Below are 17,052 nucleotides of genomic sequence, written 5' to 3'. Positions count from 1 at the left end.
GACGCAGTACACATGGCAGCACGACGCGGCAAAACCCAGGCACGACGCAACAGCAGCAGCCAGGGCACCCCCGGATGGGTGTGGCTGGTGGCCGGTGTGGCGATCGCCGCCGTGGTGTTCCTGGCGGCGCCGAACCTGTTCAAGGGCGAAGGCGATGGCTTCCTGCGTGCCGGTCCGCAGCCGAACCCGAACGCGCAGCCGGCCCCGGTCGCTGATGCCGACAGCGATGTCGGCAGCCAGCCGGCCGCGCAGCCGGCCACGCCGAAGCCGGCCGAACCGGAGAAGCCCGCCGCGACGCAGTACGACTTCTACACCCTGCTGCCGGGCAAGGAAGTGGAAATGTCCGACGCCGAACTGGCCGCCAGCGCGCGCGCCGAGGATCAGCGCCGGGCCAAGGCCGAAGCGTCGCGCGCGCAGGCCGCGCTGGAGGGCAAGCCGGTACCGCCGGCCAGTACGGCCACGCCGGCACCGACCGCAACGGCCAGCGTCGCAAGCACCGCGCCGGTAACCGCGACCAACCGTCCGTTGCCGGCACCGCTGAGCGAGCGCCCGGCCGCGGCAACCCCGTCGGCCAGCACGGCGGCCGCCACTCCGGCGCCGCGCGCGGAAAGCGCGCCCGCCGCATCGGCACCGCCGGCCGCAGCTGCACCAGCGGCCGCCGACAACGCCCGCTACATCCTGCAGGCAGGAGCCTTTGGGGCTTCCGGTGACGCCGAAGCCACCAAGGCCAAGCTGGCCATGATGGGCCTGGCGGCACGCGTGGAGTCGGCGCAGATCAACGGCAAGACCGTGTACCGCGTGCGCATGGGCCCGTACGGCAGTGCCGGCGAGTTGTCCGAAGCCAAGCAGAAGCTGGATGGCACCGGCCTGCAGGCGATGGCGATCAAGGCGCAGTAAGCCTGCCGATGTGAATGAAAAAGCCGGGCAGTGCCCGGCTTTTTCGTTTCTGTAGAGCCGAGCCATGCTCGGCTGAATCCAGACGAAGCCGAGCATAGGCTCGGCTCTACAGGACCCGCGAAGCAGGTCAGCCCTCGCGGGCGACCTGGAATCCGGCGAACGACTGGCTGACCGGCATCAGCTCCAGCCGGTTGATGTTGAGGTGCGGCGGCAGGCTGGCCACCCAGAAGATCTGCTCGGCGATGTCTTCGGCGGTCATCGGGTTGGCGCCGCTGTACAGCTTGTCCGAGGCGTTCTGGTCGCCATGGGTACGTACCACGGTGAATTCGGTTTCGGCCATGCCCGGCTCGATCGTGGTCACACGCACGCCGGTGCCGTGCAGGTCCGAACGCAGGCCCAGCGAGAACTGGCTGACGAAGGCCTTGGTGCCACCGTAGGCGTTGCCACCCGGGTACGGGTAGACGCCGGCCACCGACGAGATGTTGATGATCGCGCCCTTGCGCTCCACCAGCTGCGGCAGCAGGCGGTGGGTCAGGGTCACCAGCGCGGTGATGTTGGTGTCGATCATCGTGGTCCAGTCCGACAGCGTGGCGCTCTGTGCCGGCGCGGTGCCCTGCGCCAGGCCGGCGTTGTTGACCAGCAGGTCGATCTCGCCAAAGGCCGGCGGCAGCGCCAGCAGGGCCGCCTCCATCGCCACCGCATCGCGGATGTCGAAGGCGGCGGCATGCACCACGTCCTTGCCGTAGCGCTCGACCAGCGGCTGCAGGCGTTCGCCGCGGCGGCCGGTGGCGATCACTTTCCAGCCGGCCTGGGCGAAGCGGTGGACGGCGGCGGCGCCGAAGCCGGACGTGGCGCCGGTAATCAGGACAGTGCGGGTCATCAGGCAACTCCAGGGGGGAAAAACCGGACGCCCATTCTGGCATTCCCGGCCCGTCCTGAGTTGCCCGCCGTCCAGCCGTCCACCCGGCTCAACGCACGCGAAACACTCTGGCCTTGGGCAGGTCTTCGTCGACCTGCAGGAACCAGCGCCCGGCAATTCCAGGAACAACGGCGATCTGAGGCGACTGCAACACCTTGCGCAGCTTCATCTGTCCCTTCATCACCTGCCATTGCTGGCCGTTATCAAGGGTGAACAGCGTGCCGGGCTGCCAGCCTGCGACCTCTCCGACTACACGGGCACTGACCGGTTCGTCATCCAGGCCCAGATGCATTGCTGCCGGTGCCGGCACATTGGCAGGCAGCGGCGCAGCGACCGGGGCCACCGCTGCCGTCGACGCAGCGGTCGTGCTCTCTGCCTCGCGCAGTACCCGGTTCAACGCCTGCAACTGCGCTGGACTGAGCCCGACCTCGGCCAGTTGGGATGCACTGAGGCGCCGCTCGACGGGTACGAAGCGGTCCTGGGCGAAGGCAGCGAAGCTGCCGGCGAGCAGTAGTGCGGAAAACAGATACCGGCGCATGCAAGGGTCCCAGCTAACGAGTGCTCACGATGCTGCAGTTCGATGACACTCCGGTGACACGCCAGGGGCCGGTACAATTGGGCCATGATCAACAATGATGTCCTGCGCAGCGTGCGCTACTCCCTGGACCTGGGTGACCAGCACGTGGTCGCCCTGTGCCAGATGGCCGACCCGGCCTTTGCCGTGGATACCGGGCAGGTGAAGGCCTGGCTGCGCCGCGAGGACGAAGCCGGTTTCGAGGCGATGAACGACAGCGCGCTGGCGCACTTCCTCGACGGCCTGATCGTGCACCTGCGTGGCCGCGACGAGAGCCAGCCGCAGCGCGCAGTGGAAACCCGCATCGACAACAACCTGGTGCTGAAGAAGCTGCGCGTGGCGTTCCAGCTGCGCGACGTGGACCTGATGGAGATCTTTGCCAGCGCAGGTTTCAATGTCTCCAAGTCGGAAGTGGGCGCGCTGTTCCGCCAACCCGGGCACGCCAACTACCGGCGTTGCCTGGACCAGATGCTGCGCAACTTCCTCAAGGGCCTGAGCCTGCGCCTGCGCGGTTGAGCACGGCGTCGACGAACGCCCGCGCCGCTGGTGTCGGCAGGCGCTGCCAGACCAGGTGCACGCGCCGGGTCGGGGTCGGCTGCAGCGGAATCTGCACCACGCCCTGAAACCCATCGGCGATCAATGCCGGCACGATGCCGACTGCCAACCCATGGCGGACGAAGCGCTCGACCAGTTCCATCAGGTTGACCTCGAAACGGACCGTGTGCGGCAGTCCGGCTGCGGCAAAAGCATCATCGGTCTGCCGGCGTGCGCCGGTGCCGCGCGGGAAATCGACCAGTGCTTCATCCTGCAGTGCGGCCAATGGCAGCCGCTTGCGCCCGGCCAGCCGGTGCGATGGCGCCAGTACCGCCACCAGATCCTCCTCCTGCAGCACCTGATGGCAGACACCGTCCAGCGCTGCCGAAGGCGCCAGGCCGACCAGTGCCACATCCAGCGCGCGCGACTGTACCTGCGCGATCAGGTCCTCGCTCTTGTCCACGCGCAACTGGAACTCCACCTGCGGGTGCACGCGCTGGAAGGCCGCCAGCATCGCCACAACGTCGATTCCGGTCAGCGAGGAAATCTGCCCGATGGCCAGCAACCCACGCACTTCGCCACTGACGGCGGCTACGTCGGCGCGCAGGTGGCGCAGGCTGGCCAGCACCTGGCGTGCGTGCACCAGCAACGCCTCGCCGGCGGCGGTGGCCCGCACCTGGCGCGGCAGGCGCTCGAACAGCGTGGCACCCAGTTCCTGTTCAAGATGGGCGATCTGGTGGCTGAGCGCGGACTGCACCACGTGGCAGCGCTCGGCGGCACGGGTGAAATTGCCCTCCTCGGCCAGCGCCACGGCGAACTCGAGCTGCTTGAGGTTCATACAACTATCTTGTTTTCAGATGGCATGGATGATGATGATTCATTTCCATCATGCTCGCAGCAGGCGGACACTGTGCCCCCCGCTTCCTGGAACATCGCGTGAGCCCGTCCCTTCCCCCTCTGCACCGTTGGCAGGTGCTGCTGATGTCGGTCGCCACCGGCGTGGCCGTGGCCAGCAACTACTACGCGCAACCGCTGCTGCACACCATCGCCGACGCCTTCGGCGTGCCGTTCGGCCAGGTCGGCATGGTGGTTACCGCCGCGCAGCTGAGCTATGCCGCCGGCTTGATCCTGCTGGTGCCGCTGGGTGACCTGTTCGAACGCCGCCGCCTGATCGTGGTGATGAGCCTGCTGTCGGCGGGCGGACTGGTGATCAGTGCCTGCGCACCGTCGCTGACCTGGTTGCTGGTGGGCACCGCGATCACCGGCCTGTTTTCGGTGGTGGCCCAGGTGCTGGTGCCGTTCGCCGCCACGCTGGCCGCGCCGGAACATCGTGGCCGCGTGGTCGGAACATTGATGAGTGGCCTGCTGCTGGGCATCCTGCTGGCGCGCACCGTGGCCGGTCTGCTTTCCAGCCTGGGCGACTGGCGCCTGGTGTACGCGATCGCCGCTGCCACCCTGGTGCTGACCGCACTGGCATTGCAGCGCGGCCTGCCGCGATTCCACCACAGCGCCGGCCTTGGCTATTTCGCATTGCTGCGCTCCATCGGCGAGCTGTTCGTGCGGGAACCGGTGCTGCGCCAGCGCACGCTGCTGGGGGCCTGCAGCTTCGCCATGTTCGCGATCTTCTGGACCCCGCTCGCATTCCTGCTGGCACAACCGCCGTACGCCTACAGCGACGCCACCATCGGCCTGTTCGGGCTGGTCGGTGCGGCCGGGACGCTGGCGGCGGGTCTGGCTGGTCGCATGTCCGACCGTGGCCAGACCGGACGTGCCACCGCCATTGCACTGGCGCTGTTGCTGCTGTCGTGGCTGCCACTGGGGCTGTCGGCCCACTCGCTGCTGGCGCTGCTGGTCGGCGTGGTGGTGCTGGACCTGGCCGCGCAGCTGCTGCATGTCAGCAACCAGAACCTGATCTATGCGCTGCAGCCTGCGGCACGCAACCGCCTCAATGCCGGCTACATGACCGGCTATTTCATCGGCGGCTCGCTGGGCTCGTTGCTGTCTGCACAGGTCTACCAGCGCTTCGGCTGGACCGGTGTCTGCGTGGCCGGTGCCGCCGTGGCCGTGCTGGCCCTGCTGCTGTGGCTGCCCGGCGCGCTGCGTGCGCGCCAGGCGGCATCGTCGAATTAGAAACTGCCCTGCAGCGCCAGCTCCCAGCGTCCACCGGCGTTACCCGGGAACAGGCGCTTGGCCGCACTGTCGGTGTCGTGCACGGTGGCACGCAGCTCCCATGCCGGGGCCAGCGTGGCAATGGCACTGAGCTGGCCATGCAGGTAGTCCGGGCCCTGCGCGGTGGCCAGCCAGTACTGGCCCACCGCCGCTTCCAGGCGGACGCGTTCGTGCAGCGGCACACGCACACCCAGCTGGGCATAGGTGCCGCGATGGCCACCGGCCAGTGCATCGCTGGAATGGGCGACCTGCAGCCAGGCACGCTGCTTCCAGGTCAACGTGGTGTTGAGTTCGGTCCAGTCCAGCGTGCGGCCGGTGCCCGGGTACACGTAGCGGGTCAGGTTCGCATCCAGGTTCCAGGCCGGCGCCAGTGCGCCGGACCAGCCGGCCACCAAGTCGAACTCGCTGCGCGCGCCATTGTCCGGTTTGAACGAAACGTTCGAACCCCACACGCTGGCGTACCATCCCGACGGGATCGAGACCTTCGCGCCGGCCTGCACCGCCGGGTCGCCATCGCTCTGCGAGCTGCCACGCCACACGTAGTCGCTGGTCAATGCAGCACTGCCACTGGCCTGCACCTGTGCCTGCGCGCTGCCGATCCCGAGCAGCCCTGCCAGGGTGGCCACCAGCGCCGCCATCGTCTCCTTGCTGTTCACTGCACTGTGTTCCTCGTCGAAGGCGGTCGCGCCGCCGGGACGGCAGTGTCGGGGGCGCCGCCGTAACGGATCGAGGGCGCTGCCCGGCCTGCAGCGCAAATTCGGCGTAAATCCCGTGGATGGAGGCTACGTGCCAGCCGCGCGGTATCATGGCGCCTTGTTTCCAGGAACCAACCACGTGGACGCCATCCTGACCCCGGTATCGATCGGCGAGCTGATCGACAAGATCACCATTCTCGAGATCAAGGCCGAGCGCATCGACGATGCTGCCAAGCTGGCCAACGTGCGCACCGAACTGGATGGCCTGTTGCCCTTGCTGCAGCAGCAGCTGCAGGCGCAGCCGGCATTGGACGCGCTGAAGCAGCAGCTGAAGGCGATCAACGAACGCATGTGGGACATCCAGGACCAGCTGCGCGACAAGGAAGCGGCCCAGGTGTTCGACGATGCGTTCATCCAGCTGGCACGCGGTGTCTATGGCACCAATGGCGAGCGCGTGCAGGTGAAGAACGAGATCAACCGCGTGGCCGGTTCGGCGCTGGTGGAAGAGAAGCAGTACCAGGGCGAGTAAGGCCGCTCAGCCGCATTCGAGCAGGTGGCGGAAGCGGAACAGGTCACCATCCCCGCGGATGCCGAGCTTGCGGTAGGCCGACGTCTTCTGCGAGCTGATGGTGCTGGCCGAGCGCCCTGAGCGCAGGGCCATTTCACTGGTGCTGACGCCCTTCAGCACCAACCCGAGCACTTCACGCTCGCGCTGGCTCAGCGGCGTCAGCACCGGTGCAGATACCCGGCGTGTGCGTGGCAGCTTCAGCTCCTCGCGTAGTTCCGGTGGCACGAAGCGCCCTCCGCGAGCGACCACGTCAATGGCGCGCAGCAACGTCTCCGGTGGCATCGACTTGGACAGGAAGCCGCGCGCGCCGGCTCGCATCGCGGTGGTCACCGTACTGGCGTTGCAGTGCGCCGAGAGCACCAGCACCGGCAGCGCCGGCCAGCGCTGCGACAGCACGCGCAGCAGGGCCAATCCATCGCCCAGGTCGCCCATCGGCAGCGCATCGATCAGCAGCAGGTCGACACACCTCGGGCTGCGCTCCAGCAGCTGCAGCAGGTGCGCCTCGTTGGACAGGCTCACGCGCACCTGCACACCACTGTGTTGGCGGAGCAGAACTTCCACGCCCAACCGAAGTACCGGGTGCGGATCCAGCAGCGCCAGGCGTCGTGGCCGATCAGGCCGCAGGGGCGGGAGTGTCGGTGGCATCGCGGCCTGTCCAGGCAACATGGAACATCCACCGTAGGCCGGTGCCCGCAGCGGCGGAATCCAATTCCTTGCAATGCTCGGCCCGCGTGCGCCACCAGTCAGACGGCATTTTGTTTCGCGCCGCCACAAACGCAACAGGCCCGGCAAGAGCCGGGCCTGTCGAGACGCCTCCAGCGCGCAGGCGCGCCGGAACAGCAGTTACCAGCTGAAGCGCGGGCCGACGGTGTATTCCTTGTCGCCGTCGCGATTCATCTTCAGTTCGCCGTTCAGGCCCCAGTTCTGGTTCAGCTTGACCTGGCCACCCAGGCGGCCGTACCACTGGCCTTCCGGATTCACGCCGTGCTTCTTAGCGTAGTCTTCGTAGCCAACCATGCCGTAGACCTCGGCGTGGGCGCCGAAGGCAGTGCGGATACCGGCTTCAGCGCTGTAGCCGTTGAAGTCCAGGCCATGCTTCTGGTCGAGCTTCTGGTAGGCAACGCGGGCAACGAAGTCGGTGCTCGGAGCGATTTCAACGTTGTAGCCGGCACCGATCTTCCACTGGTCCAGCTTGACGTTGGTGTGGTCGAATTCCTGACGGCTGTACTCACCGAAAGCGTGGAAGTTCGGCAGGAAGCCGTACGAACCCTTCACACCCCAACCGTCGGACTTGAACGCGTCGTTGTCGGTCTTGGCGTAGTCGGCTTCGGCGTAGTTGTAGGACAGGTTCTCAGCAGCCGAGGCGGTGAACGGCAGGGCGGCGGCCAGGGCCAGAGCAATCAGCGAATTCTTCATGGGGGTACACCTTTACTTTCTTATGGTGTGCAGCAGCGCCAGGGCGCCATCGCATCGGGAATGTAAATTCTCCGTTATTCGCCACAACGCTCCCTGAAAACAGCAGCCTTCGCATTGCTGAATTTTTTGGCTTGATTCAGGCTGTATCTGGCATACGCGCGCGGCGCGCGTGCATTCGAGTTCCGCTGACCCTTGCAACAGGAGGTTGCCTTGCACGTGCCTGCCCCGCTGCGGTTCCCGCTCTGCGCTGTCGTCCTCGCCTTCATCGACGGGTGTTCCACTGTATCGGCTCAGCCACTGCAGCCTTCTGATTACCAGCGCGCCGAGCGCGTGCACGACAGCCACCTGCGCGGTGCATTGCGCAATGCCTCGGTCGTGCCGAACTGGCTGGCCGATGGCCGCTTCTGGTATGAGCGCGAGGATGCACGCGGTCGACGCCAGGCGGTACTGGTCGACCCGCTACAGGCCACTGGCGAGGTCCTGTTCGAGCCCGCCGCACTGGACAGCGCGGTGGCGCCCTTCGGTGCCAGCGGGCCACGCCTGCGACTGGCCAGCGTGCAGGCAACCGACGATGGCCTGCGCCTGCGATTCAGCGGCGAGGCGCCGATCGATTGCCGGTGGCCGCGCTGGCAATGCGCGCCGTCGCAGGATGCGATGCCGCCGGCAGATGCGTTGCTTTCGCCCGCTGGCAATGCCTGGCTGCAGGTGCGCGACCACAATCTGTGGCTGCAGTCGCCCGGAACGGCAGCACGGGCACTGACCACCGGCGGCGAACCCGGTCATGGTTATGGCGTACTGCCGGACTTCACCCTCCGCGGCATTCCGCGCCGCCAGGGCCGGATGCCGGTGCGGCCGTTTGCGGTCGGCTGGTCACCGGATGGCCGCTACGTGGCCGGCATCCGCTACGACGAGCGTGCGCTGCAGGACTACCCCTATCTGGAAAGCACGCCGGCCAACAGCGCGCGCCCACGCGTGCACACCGTGAAGCTGGGGGTACTGGGCGATGCACAGCAGGTGCGCGACAGCCTGTACATCGTCGATGTACGCAGCGGCCGGCAGCAGGACATCACCCTGCCCGAGGGCTGGAACATCCTGAGCGAGGCGGGCATCCTGGGCTGGGACGGTGGCCGGTTGTACGCCGCGATGGCGCACTTCGGCATGCCACGGCGCCTGCGCCTGGTAGAGATCGACGCCGGCAGCGGTGCGCTGCGCACCGTGCTGGAGGAGTCCAGTGATACCCGCCTGCAGCTCAACGTGTATTCCTACAACCGGCCAGCGGTGGCAATCCTGCCCGGCCGGGACACCGCCGTGTGGTTCTCGCAGCGCGATGGCTGGGGCCATCTGTACCGGGTGCGCCTGTCCGACGGCAAGGTGATGGGCCAGCTCACCGGCGGCCGGTGGGCGGTGCGGGACCTGCTCGGCGTGGACAGCGCAGGCGATTGGGCATACTTCAGTGCCGGCGGTGTCGAGGGCGGCGATCCCTACGTGCGTGGCCTGTACCGGGTACCGCTGCACGGCGGAGCGGTGCAGCGCCTGGCCGCCGATGGCGACGACCACCTGGCTGATGCGGGCACCGGCATGCTGTTCGGTGGACGTGCTCCGCAAGCGCTGTCGCCCGGCGGTGGCTACCTGGTGGATACGGTGTCCAGCCTCGCGCAGCCGCCACGCACGGTGCTGCGCGCCAGCGACGATGGCCGCGAAGTGATGGTGCTGGAGGCTGCGGATGCGCAGGCGGTCATCACTGCTGGCTGGCGGCCGCCACGGCGCGAGCGGCTGCTGGCCGCCGACGGGCGCACGCCGATCTTCGCCACCATCTACCTGCCCCGCAACTATCGCGATGACGGCAGCTTCCCGGTGATCGACGCGATGTACGGCGGTGCTTTCATCAGCAATGCGCCGGTCACCTATGCCGAAGCGGTCTCGGCGCAGAACCCGGTATCCCGCGCCAGCCTCGCCGAGCTAGGCTTCGTGGTGGTCAGCATCGATGCCCGCGGAACCGGCGGCCGCGACAAGGCATTCCATGACAGCAGCTTTCTGCACGGCGCCGATGTACAGCTCGATGACCATGTGGCCGCACTGCGCCAGTTGGGCGAACGCTACCAGGGTATCGACCTGCAGCGGGTCGGCATCTATGGGCATTCGTTCGGCGGCTACAGCGCGGCGCGTGCCCTGCTGCGCTACCCCGCGTTCTACAGGGTGGCCGTGGCCTCGGCCGGCAGCCACAATTTTCAGGGCATGTACGGCGGCGCCCTGCACGGCATGGACCGGCTGTTCGGTGGCGTGGTGCCAGCTACAGCCATGGCCGATGGCGTGCCGGCCCCCTTTGCCGGTCTCGACAATGCGGCGCTGGCCAGCAACCTGCGCGGGCATCTGCTGCTGGTCTATGGCGAACTGGACGAGAACGCGCCACCCGCGCTGACCCTGCAGCTGGCCGCGGCCCTGAACAAGGCCCAGCGTCGCTACGACCTGCTGTACCTGGCTCGACAGGACCACGAACTGTTCCGCAACGACGCCACCTATACGCACCGCATGTGGGACTACTTCGTGCGCCACCTGGCCGGCCAGCAGCCACCGGATACGGCGCTGGCCCCGCTCCCGGGTGGCCCGGGCTGAACAGGCGTACGCGGGATGTCGATCCCCGCCGCGCTGGTTCGTCGTGTACTTGAAGGCCGTGCATGTGGCACGGTCCATCCGGAGGCTGGCAATGAGCTACATCGATGGTTTCGTCCTGGCGGTTCCCACCGCCAACAAGGAGAAGTTCCTCGCCCATGCACGCACAGGAAATCCGGTCTTCATCGAGTACGGCGCACTGCGCGTGGTGGAGTGCTGGGGCGATGACGTGCCGCATGGCAAGACCACCGATTTCTTCGGCGCGGTGAAAGCCACGCCGGACGAGACGGTGGTGTTTTCCTGGATCGAATGGCCCGACAAATCGACCCGCGACGCCGGTATGAAGAAGATGATGGAAGACCCGCGGTTTGATCCAACGAAGAATCCGATGCCGTTTGACGGTGCGCGGATGATCTACGGCGGCTTCGTGCCGATCTACGAGCTGACCCGCTGAACCCGGCGGACGTGCTCAGCGCGCGTCCGTTTCATCGCTGGCAGCGGCATGGCCGGCGCCCAGTGCGGCGCCGGCACCGAGGCCCATGCCGCCCATGCCAGCGCCCATTCCGCCGCCCCCACCTCCGCCACCACCCGCACGGCCGCCCTTGGCATCGCCATCGTTGCGCCCCTTGCCGCCACCACTGGCAGCGGGGCGGGTCGGCCCCTGCGGCGGAATCGGCAGGTCGGGAGGAATCGGCGCCAGGTCCAGCGCTTCGCGCACGAAGTCGCGCAGCGAGACCACCAGTTCGTGGGTATGCACCGGTCGCCCCTGTGCCAGTTCGTTGGCAGCGCGCGCGGCCAGCCGCACCTGTTCGTCGGTGCCCAGCAACAGGATGTCCGAGAGCGCGGCCTCGACCGCATCGCGGATGCGGCGCGTTCGATCTGAACGCGGTTCGGCGATGCCTTCGGCTGCTTCGCGCTGGCGCAGATCACGGCGATGGCTGGGATCCACGCCCAGTTCACCAGTGAATGAACCGCCCAGGGTCTTGTAGGCCGCCATCAGTGTGCGCAGCCGCTCGTTGATCTGCCGGTTCTCGCGCTCGCGACGCTGCTGCAGGGTCTGCATCACCAGCAGGCGGATGCCCACGCCCAGCAGGGTGATCAGGACCAGGCCGGCCAACGTGGACAGCACGCCCTGCCAGGAACTGAAATCGATACCGCGCATGCTGGGGCTCCGGCGGGAAGAATCTGCATCTTGCGCCAGACCGCGCCCCGAAAACGCGAAAGGCCCCACCACCCGGTGGGCGGCAGGGCCTTCGGTCACGGCGCAATTACTTGCGCTTGGCGACCTTGCGCACGGCCTTGACCGGGGCCTTCCTGGCAACAGCCTTCTTGGCCGGAGCCTTCTTGGCGGCGACCTTCTTCAGCGGTGCAGCCTTCTTGGCGACGACCTTCTTGGTCGAAGCGACCTTCCTGCCGACAGCCTTCTTGGCAGCAGTGGTCTTCCTGGCAACGGCCTTCTTGGCGACGGCAGCCTTCTTGCCGACAACCTTCTTGGCGGCGGCGGTCTTCTTGGTGGCGACCTTCCTGGTGGCGGCAACCTTCTTGCCGACAACCTTCTTCGCAGCCACTGCCTTCTTGCCGGCAACCTTCTTGGCGGCGACGGTCTTCTTGGCCACAGCCTTCTTGGCGGTGGCGACCTTCTTGCCAACCACCTTCTTGGCGGCCGTGGTCTTCTTGGCAACGGTCTTCTTCGCGACAGCAGCCTTCTTGGTGGCGGCCTTCTTCACGGTGGCGACCTTCTTGCCGGCAGCCTTGGTGGCGGCCTTGGTGGTCTTCTTGGCAGCGGCGGCCTTCTTGGTCACGGCCTTGCCCGCAGCCGCCTTCTTCTTCGCCACTTCCTTCTTCAGGGCAGCAGCTTCGGCCTTGGCGTTCTTCTTGGCCGCTTCCAGCTTCTTCCTGGCGTTGGCAACCGTCTTGCCGACCGACTTGGCAGCGTTCTCGGCCTTCTTGGCAACGGTCTTCTCGACCTTGGCCACGGCCTTCTTGGCCTTGGCAACGCGGGTACCGGCAGCCTTGCTGGCGCGCTTGACGGTCTTCTTGACCGACTTCACTGCGTCTTCGGCGGCGTGGGCGATGGTCTCGCCGACGTTGGTGGCGGTTTCTTTCACGTTCTCGACAGCGTCGGTCACGACCGACACACCATTACCGTTGCTCATGTTGCCCTCCTGCGGGCCTTAAGTATCAAAACGGGGCGATGCTATACCGACATTGACGATCGTGGAACGGGGCATGTGCCAGCAATCGCATCTGTTGCGACGCCGATGGTGTACGCAGCAGCCCCTGTTGCCACCTGCGGTTCGCAGCAAACCCCTTTTTTTCAGTGCTGCGCCACGCGAACCCAGCATTGTCTGGCCGTCGTCGCGCGCACATGCACGGACGCAGCGTCCGGCATCCGTCGTGGCGCATTGCGGCAGCCGCCTGCGCGGAACTGCGCAAGTATCCGCCTGTGCCAGTGCGGTGCGCGTTGGCCTTGAGTGGCGCACCCATCACCTGCCCGGGTGTCACCACAACCGCGCTTTTGGCCCCCGCGCTCCCACCTTCGAGGCCCCCGTTTTCATGGCGCATTTATCCAGATCGCGACACACTCATTCAGCTTGTTTTACCGTAGGCCCGAACAGCCCCCACCCACGCCAGCGAACCGACTCCCATGCGACCGCTTCCCACCCTGCTCACGCTCGCAATCGCCGCCGCCTTCGGTGGCTTCGTTGCCACCGGCATCAATGCCCACCTGGACAATCGTGCCGACGCCGCGCCGCTGCCGGCGGTCCTGCCGACCACCGCAGCGTTGCCGGCCTCGGTGGCCGGACAGGCGGTACCGTCACTGGCACCGATGCTGGAGAAGGCGATGCCGGCGGTGGTCAGCGTCAACACCAAGCAGGTGGTTCGCGTACGCAATCCCTTCTTCAACGACCCGTTCTTCCGCCGCCTGTTCCCGGACATCCCGCAGGAACGCATCAACGAATCGCTCGGCTCCGGCGTGATCATCGACGCCAAGGAAGGCCTGGTACTGACCAACCACCATGTCATCGAGAACGCCGATGACGTGCAGGTGACACTGGCCGACGGGCGCACGGTCAAGGCCCAGTTCCTGGGTTCGGACCGCGATACCGACATCGCCCTGATCCGCATTCCGGCGCAGAACCTCACCGACATCAAGCTGGGCAACAGCGACCAGCTGCGGGTCGGCGACTTCGTCGTGGCCATCGGCAACCCGTTCGGCTTCAGCCAGACGGTCACGTCCGGCATCGTCTCGGCGGTGGGCCGCAGCGGCATCCGCGGGCTGGGCTACCAGAACTTCATCCAGACCGATGCGTCGATCAATCCCGGCAATTCCGGTGGTGCACTGGTCGACCTGCAGGGGCAGCTGGTCGGCATCAATACCGCCAGCTTCAACCCGCAGGGCAGCATGGCCGGCAACATCGGCCTGGGCCTGGCGATTCCATCGAACCTGGCGCGCAGCGTGGTCGACCAGCTGGTCAAGCACGGCGTGGTGGTGCGCGGCACGCTGGGGGTGGAAAGCCAGAACCTGACCGCGCAGATTGCGCAGGGACTGGGCCTGGCCGAAACACGTGGTGCGCTGATCACCCGCGTGCTGGCCGGCTCGGCCGCTGCCGCAGCCGGGCTGAAGCCGGGCGACGTGGTGGTCTCGGCCAACGGCCAACGCGTGGACAGCGCCGAAGCCCTGCACAACGTGGAAGGCCTGGCCGCCGTCGGCAGCCCGATGACGCTGGACGTCCGCCGCGAAGGCAAGCCCGTGCAGATCAAGGCAACGCTGAAGGAACAGGCACGTGCGGTCACCGGCGAGAGCCTGGACCCGCGGCTGACCGGCGCCACCTTCGTCGACCTGCCCGAGTCGCTGCGGCAGTCGGGGGTCGGCGGCGTACTGGTCAGCGAGGTCAAGCGCGGCAGCCGCGCGGCCAGCAACGGCCTGCAGCAGGGCGACATCATCACCGACGCCACCGTGGGTGAATTTGCCGACCTGGCCAGCTGGCGTGCCAATTTCCAGCAACGCCCGCCGACCCTGGTGGTGCGCGTGCTGCGCAACAATGGCCAGCAGCAGGGCCAGCTCGTGATGCGCTGATCGCCCTGCCGTAACACCCCCTATACCCCGGCAATGCTATTGCTGTCAGTCCAGGTCGGCACCGCCGACGCCCGTTCCCCCATCGCAACAGGAGTGATTCGATGAGCCCCACCAATACCGAGAACCTGAAGGAACACCTGGGTGAAGCCGGTTCCCACCTGAAGCAGGCCGCCACGGCCGCCGGCGGTGCGATCAAGGGCGCAACCGGTGCCGCGACCGACGAACTGCGGATCGGCAAGGCCAACGTCAAGGCTGAACTGTCCGACAGCGCGCTGTCCGGCCTGGCCGCCGCCGAGTTCGGCGGGGCCGCTGCCAAGGAACAGGTCGATGCACTGATGGACAAGGGCAAGGACCTGATCGACAGCGCCGCCGAGCTGATCCGCGAACGTCCGCTGGCCTCGTTCGGCGTGGCCTTCGCTGCCGGCTGGATCATCGCCAAGCTGGCCCGCGGCAGCAGCGACAAGTAAGCCGCGGCGTGAGCGAAGACAACGCGCAAGCCCCTGATCCGGCGGCCACCCCGCCGCTGGATGAGAGCATCCGCCAGGTCGGCGCGGCCGGTCGTGCCGCTGCCGATTCGGCCAAGCACTCGCTGCGTTCCCTGCGCCGGCTGGCCTCGGCCGACTTCGCGCTGGCTCGCAGCGCATTCGGCCGTGCACTGGCCTGGGCCGGGGTAGCGATCGTGTTCGGTGCGTCGGCCTGGCTGCTGATGGCCGCCACCCTCATCGCCCTGCTGCAAAGCTGGGGCCTGAGCTGGCTGCAGGCCCTGCTGATCACCTCGCTGCTGAGCCTGGCCGTCACCGGTTATGCGATCTGGCGGGTGTCCTACTTCTTCCACCACACCGGCATGCACGCCACCCGGCGCCAGCTGTCCCGCCTGGGCCTGTTCGACGAGCCCAGCGAAGACGACCCCGATGCCGATGTGCAGCTGCCAGAGGGCAAGCCATGAAGTTCGGTGCGCTGCAGCGGCGGGTGAAGCGCTGCGAACAGGTGGTGACCGTGCGTCTGGTCGAGACCCAGGACCACTGGTCCACGCTCAGCCAGGTCTGGCGCCAGGGCTGGTCGCCACTACGCATCGTGGTAGTGGGCCTGGCCGGTGGCTTCATTGCCGGCAAGCTGGAAATGCCGGGCAAGGTCAACGGTGCGCGCTGGCTGCAGATGGTGGGTTCGGTCTCGAACCTGTTCGCCAGTGCGCAGGCAGCGTTCGCCACGGCGATGGCGGCGCAGGCGGCGGCCACCGCCGACGATGCGGCCGAAGAAGCCGGCGATGCCAGCGAACAGGCACACGCAGCGGCCTCCGCCGCTGAAGCGCGGCCCGCAGCGGCGGCGCGAGCTGTGCCGGAGGCGGAACCGGACCTGCGCGAACCGCGCCCGGCCGAAGCCGCCACCGAACTGTCCGAACGTTGATCCATGGAATCCGCCGCGCCGATCGCGGCCGGCGGATAATGCGCTCCCCTTTCCGGCTGATGCGTCGATGAGCGAGTCCTCCCTGTCCCTGTCACCAGCCGATCCGCAGGACCCGGAGGCACCGCTGCCGCCTCCGTCTCGCCCACGCGGGCCGATGTCGCTGGTGGTGCTGGCGACCCTGGCGGTGGGCTACACGCTGTGGGCTGCGCAGGACATCATCCTGCCGGTGCTGCTGGCGATGTTCTTCGCACTGGTCGGCAACCCGATCCTGCGCCTGCTGCAGAAACTGTGGATTCCGCGCGCGCTGGGCGCACTGCTGATTCTCGGCGCCGGCCTGGGCGTGACCGGTTCGCTGGCGGTGCAATTGATCGGCCCGGCGATGGAATGGGCGCAGGAAGCCCCGCAGCAGCTGCGCAAGGTCGCCCGCCAGGTGCAGGACCTGACCAAGCCGGTGCAGCAGGCCAACCAGGCGGCGGAGAACTTCGCGCGCGTCGCCGGCGGCGACAGCAACCACAAGGTGCAGGTGATCCGCACCCAGCTCGACGACCCGTACCGCATGCTGACCCGCGCGCCACGGCTTGCCGCCTCGGTGCTGGCCGTGGTGCTGCTGACCCTGTTCTTCATGATCTATGGGCAGAGCCTGCAGCGCGCGGCAATCGCGCTGTTCCCGAACCGCCAGCAGCAGCGCTTCACCGCCGACATCCTGCGGTCGATCGAGCGCGAGGTCTCGCGCTACGTGCTGACCATCAGCGTGATCAACACCCTGGTCGGGCTGGTGTTCGCAGGCGTGCTGATGCTGCTCGGCATCGGCCTGCAGGAGGCGCTGCTGTGGGGCACGGTGGCTGCGCTGCTGAATTTTGCCCCGTACGTCGGCCCGCTGATCGGCGTGGCACTGATGCTGCTGATGGGCTTCGTGGAATTCCGCGACCCGCTGCAGGCGCTGCTGCCGGCGGCCGCGTACCTGGCCCTGCACACTCTGGAAGGGCAGATGGTGACCCCGATCGTGCTGGGCCGGCGCATGAAGCTGTCGCCGCTGGTGCTGATCCTGGCGCTGATGGTGTTCGGCTGGGCCTGGGGCATGATCGGCCTGCTGCTGGCGGTGCCGCTGCTGGTCTGCATCAAGCTGGTGCTGGCACGGCTGGACGGCATGCAGGGCTGGGCACGGCTGCTGGAATGAAAGCCCGC

The 17,052-nt window shown here is 67.4% G+C and carries 19 protein-coding genes; 11 read left to right on the top strand and 8 right to left on the bottom strand.

All coding sequences use genetic code 11. The features are described from left to right. Positions 1–12 precede the first annotated feature (12 nt). A complete protein-coding gene (locus AC10QF_RS07590) occupies positions 13–897 on the top strand; it encodes an SPOR domain-containing protein (protein WP_065185647.1) in 885 nt (294 codons plus the stop codon). 127 nt (positions 898–1,024) lie between these two features. Here the strand turns inward: AC10QF_RS07590 and AC10QF_RS07585 are convergent, their stop codons facing one another. Then, complete coding sequence (locus AC10QF_RS07585) at positions 1,025–1,777, bottom strand: SDR family NAD(P)-dependent oxidoreductase (RefSeq protein WP_049414322.1); 753 nt, start codon at positions 1,775–1,777, stop codon at positions 1,025–1,027. Between the two features lie 88 nt (positions 1,778–1,865). After that, complete coding sequence (locus AC10QF_RS07580) at positions 1,866–2,354, bottom strand: hypothetical protein (RefSeq protein WP_005420525.1); 489 nt, start codon at positions 2,352–2,354, stop codon at positions 1,866–1,868. Positions 2,355–2,438: 84 nt separating this feature from the next. On the opposite strand from AC10QF_RS07580, the gene AC10QF_RS07575 reads away from it, so the two are divergent. Next, entirely contained in the window at positions 2,439–2,906 is a 468-nt protein-coding gene (locus AC10QF_RS07575; RefSeq protein ID WP_005420526.1) for a YehS family protein, read from the top strand. Here AC10QF_RS07575 and AC10QF_RS07570 read toward each other — a convergent pair. Beyond that, on the bottom strand, positions 2,875–3,762 hold the full coding sequence (locus tag AC10QF_RS07570) for a LysR family transcriptional regulator (protein ID WP_053499479.1): 888 nt from the start codon (positions 3,760–3,762) through the stop codon (positions 2,875–2,877). The genes AC10QF_RS07575 and AC10QF_RS07570 overlap by 32 nt on opposite strands. 143 nt (positions 3,763–3,905) lie before the next feature. Between AC10QF_RS07570 and AC10QF_RS07565 the strand changes: the two genes are divergently transcribed. Then, positions 3,906–5,054: an MFS transporter gene (locus tag AC10QF_RS07565; protein ID WP_331250375.1), complete on the top strand. Its 1,149-nt coding sequence runs from the start codon at positions 3,906–3,908 to the stop codon at positions 5,052–5,054. Here the strand turns inward: AC10QF_RS07565 and AC10QF_RS07560 are convergent. Further along, positions 5,051–5,749 carry a TorF family putative porin gene (locus AC10QF_RS07560; protein WP_494542003.1) on the bottom strand — a complete coding sequence of 233 codons (699 nt, stop codon included), beginning with the start codon at positions 5,747–5,749 and terminating at the stop codon, positions 5,051–5,053. The two genes, AC10QF_RS07565 and AC10QF_RS07560, sit on opposite strands and share 4 nt — an antisense overlap. Positions 5,750–5,927: 178 nt before the next feature. On the opposite strand from AC10QF_RS07560, the gene AC10QF_RS07555 reads away from it, so the two are divergent. Beyond that, positions 5,928–6,317 (top strand): DUF6165 family protein, encoded by a 390-nt coding sequence (locus AC10QF_RS07555; RefSeq protein ID WP_049414316.1) that lies wholly within the window; start codon positions 5,928–5,930, stop codon positions 6,315–6,317. A 6-nt stretch (positions 6,318–6,323) separates the two neighbouring features. On the opposite strand, the gene AC10QF_RS07550 is transcribed toward AC10QF_RS07555, so the two are convergent. Then, the gene (locus AC10QF_RS07550; RefSeq protein WP_032954668.1) at positions 6,324–7,001 is read right to left on the bottom strand and encodes a response regulator transcription factor; all 678 of its coding nucleotides are present in this window, start codon (positions 6,999–7,001) and stop codon (positions 6,324–6,326) included. Positions 7,002–7,199: 198 nt separating this feature from the next. Continuing rightward, on the bottom strand, positions 7,200–7,772 hold the full coding sequence (locus AC10QF_RS07545) for an OmpO family porin (protein ID WP_005420534.1): 573 nt from the start codon (positions 7,770–7,772) through the stop codon (positions 7,200–7,202). A 210-nt stretch (positions 7,773–7,982) separates the two neighbouring features. Between AC10QF_RS07545 and AC10QF_RS07540 the strand changes: the two genes are divergently transcribed. Together AC10QF_RS07540 and AC10QF_RS07535 are read left to right on the top strand one after the other, a co-directional pair. Further along, on the top strand, positions 7,983–10,385 hold the full coding sequence (locus tag AC10QF_RS07540) for a S9 family peptidase (protein ID WP_494542002.1): 2,403 nt from the start codon (positions 7,983–7,985) through the stop codon (positions 10,383–10,385). Between the two features lie 91 nt (positions 10,386–10,476). Further along, complete coding sequence (locus tag AC10QF_RS07535) at positions 10,477–10,836, top strand: DUF1428 domain-containing protein (protein WP_494542001.1); 360 nt, start codon at positions 10,477–10,479, stop codon at positions 10,834–10,836. 15 nt (positions 10,837–10,851) lie between these two features. Here AC10QF_RS07535 and AC10QF_RS07530 read toward each other — a convergent pair whose 3' ends face one another. Beyond that, a complete protein-coding gene (locus AC10QF_RS07530) occupies positions 10,852–11,544 on the bottom strand; it encodes a hypothetical protein (protein WP_095377907.1) in 693 nt (230 codons plus the stop codon). A gap of 106 nt (positions 11,545–11,650) precedes the next feature. After that, positions 11,651–12,538: a histone gene (locus tag AC10QF_RS07525; protein WP_111177994.1), complete on the bottom strand. Its 888-nt coding sequence runs from the start codon at positions 12,536–12,538 to the stop codon at positions 11,651–11,653. A 491-nt stretch (positions 12,539–13,029) separates the two neighbouring features. Between AC10QF_RS07525 and AC10QF_RS07520 the strand changes: the two genes are divergently transcribed. The 5 genes from AC10QF_RS07520 (at position 13,030) to AC10QF_RS07500 (ending at position 17,044) form a co-directional block, all read left to right on the top strand. Next, positions 13,030–14,463 (top strand): Do family serine endopeptidase, encoded by a 1,434-nt coding sequence (locus tag AC10QF_RS07520; RefSeq protein WP_005420544.1) that lies wholly within the window; start codon positions 13,030–13,032, stop codon positions 14,461–14,463. 101 nt (positions 14,464–14,564) lie between these two features. Next, positions 14,565–14,930, top strand: coding sequence for a hypothetical protein (locus AC10QF_RS07515; protein ID WP_004153835.1), 366 nt, complete (start codon positions 14,565–14,567; stop codon positions 14,928–14,930). 8 nt (positions 14,931–14,938) lie between these two features. Next, positions 14,939–15,409, top strand: a complete 471-nt coding sequence (locus AC10QF_RS07510; RefSeq protein ID WP_004153834.1) for a phage holin family protein — start codon at positions 14,939–14,941, stop codon at positions 15,407–15,409. Further along, complete coding sequence (locus AC10QF_RS07505) at positions 15,406–15,867, top strand: protein sip-5 (protein ID WP_069138037.1); 462 nt, start codon at positions 15,406–15,408, stop codon at positions 15,865–15,867. The genes AC10QF_RS07510 and AC10QF_RS07505 overlap by 4 nt, the downstream gene beginning before the upstream one ends. A gap of 67 nt (positions 15,868–15,934) precedes the next feature. After that, positions 15,935–17,044 carry an AI-2E family transporter gene (locus AC10QF_RS07500; protein WP_005420552.1) on the top strand — a complete coding sequence of 370 codons (1,110 nt, stop codon included), beginning with the start codon at positions 15,935–15,937 and terminating at the stop codon, positions 17,042–17,044. The last annotated feature ends 8 nt before the right edge of the window (positions 17,045–17,052 follow it).

Source organism: Stenotrophomonas maltophilia complex sp. Om-AH-Sm3, assembly GCF_059337855.1.
This window is presented reverse-complemented; position numbering and strand designations above follow the sequence as displayed.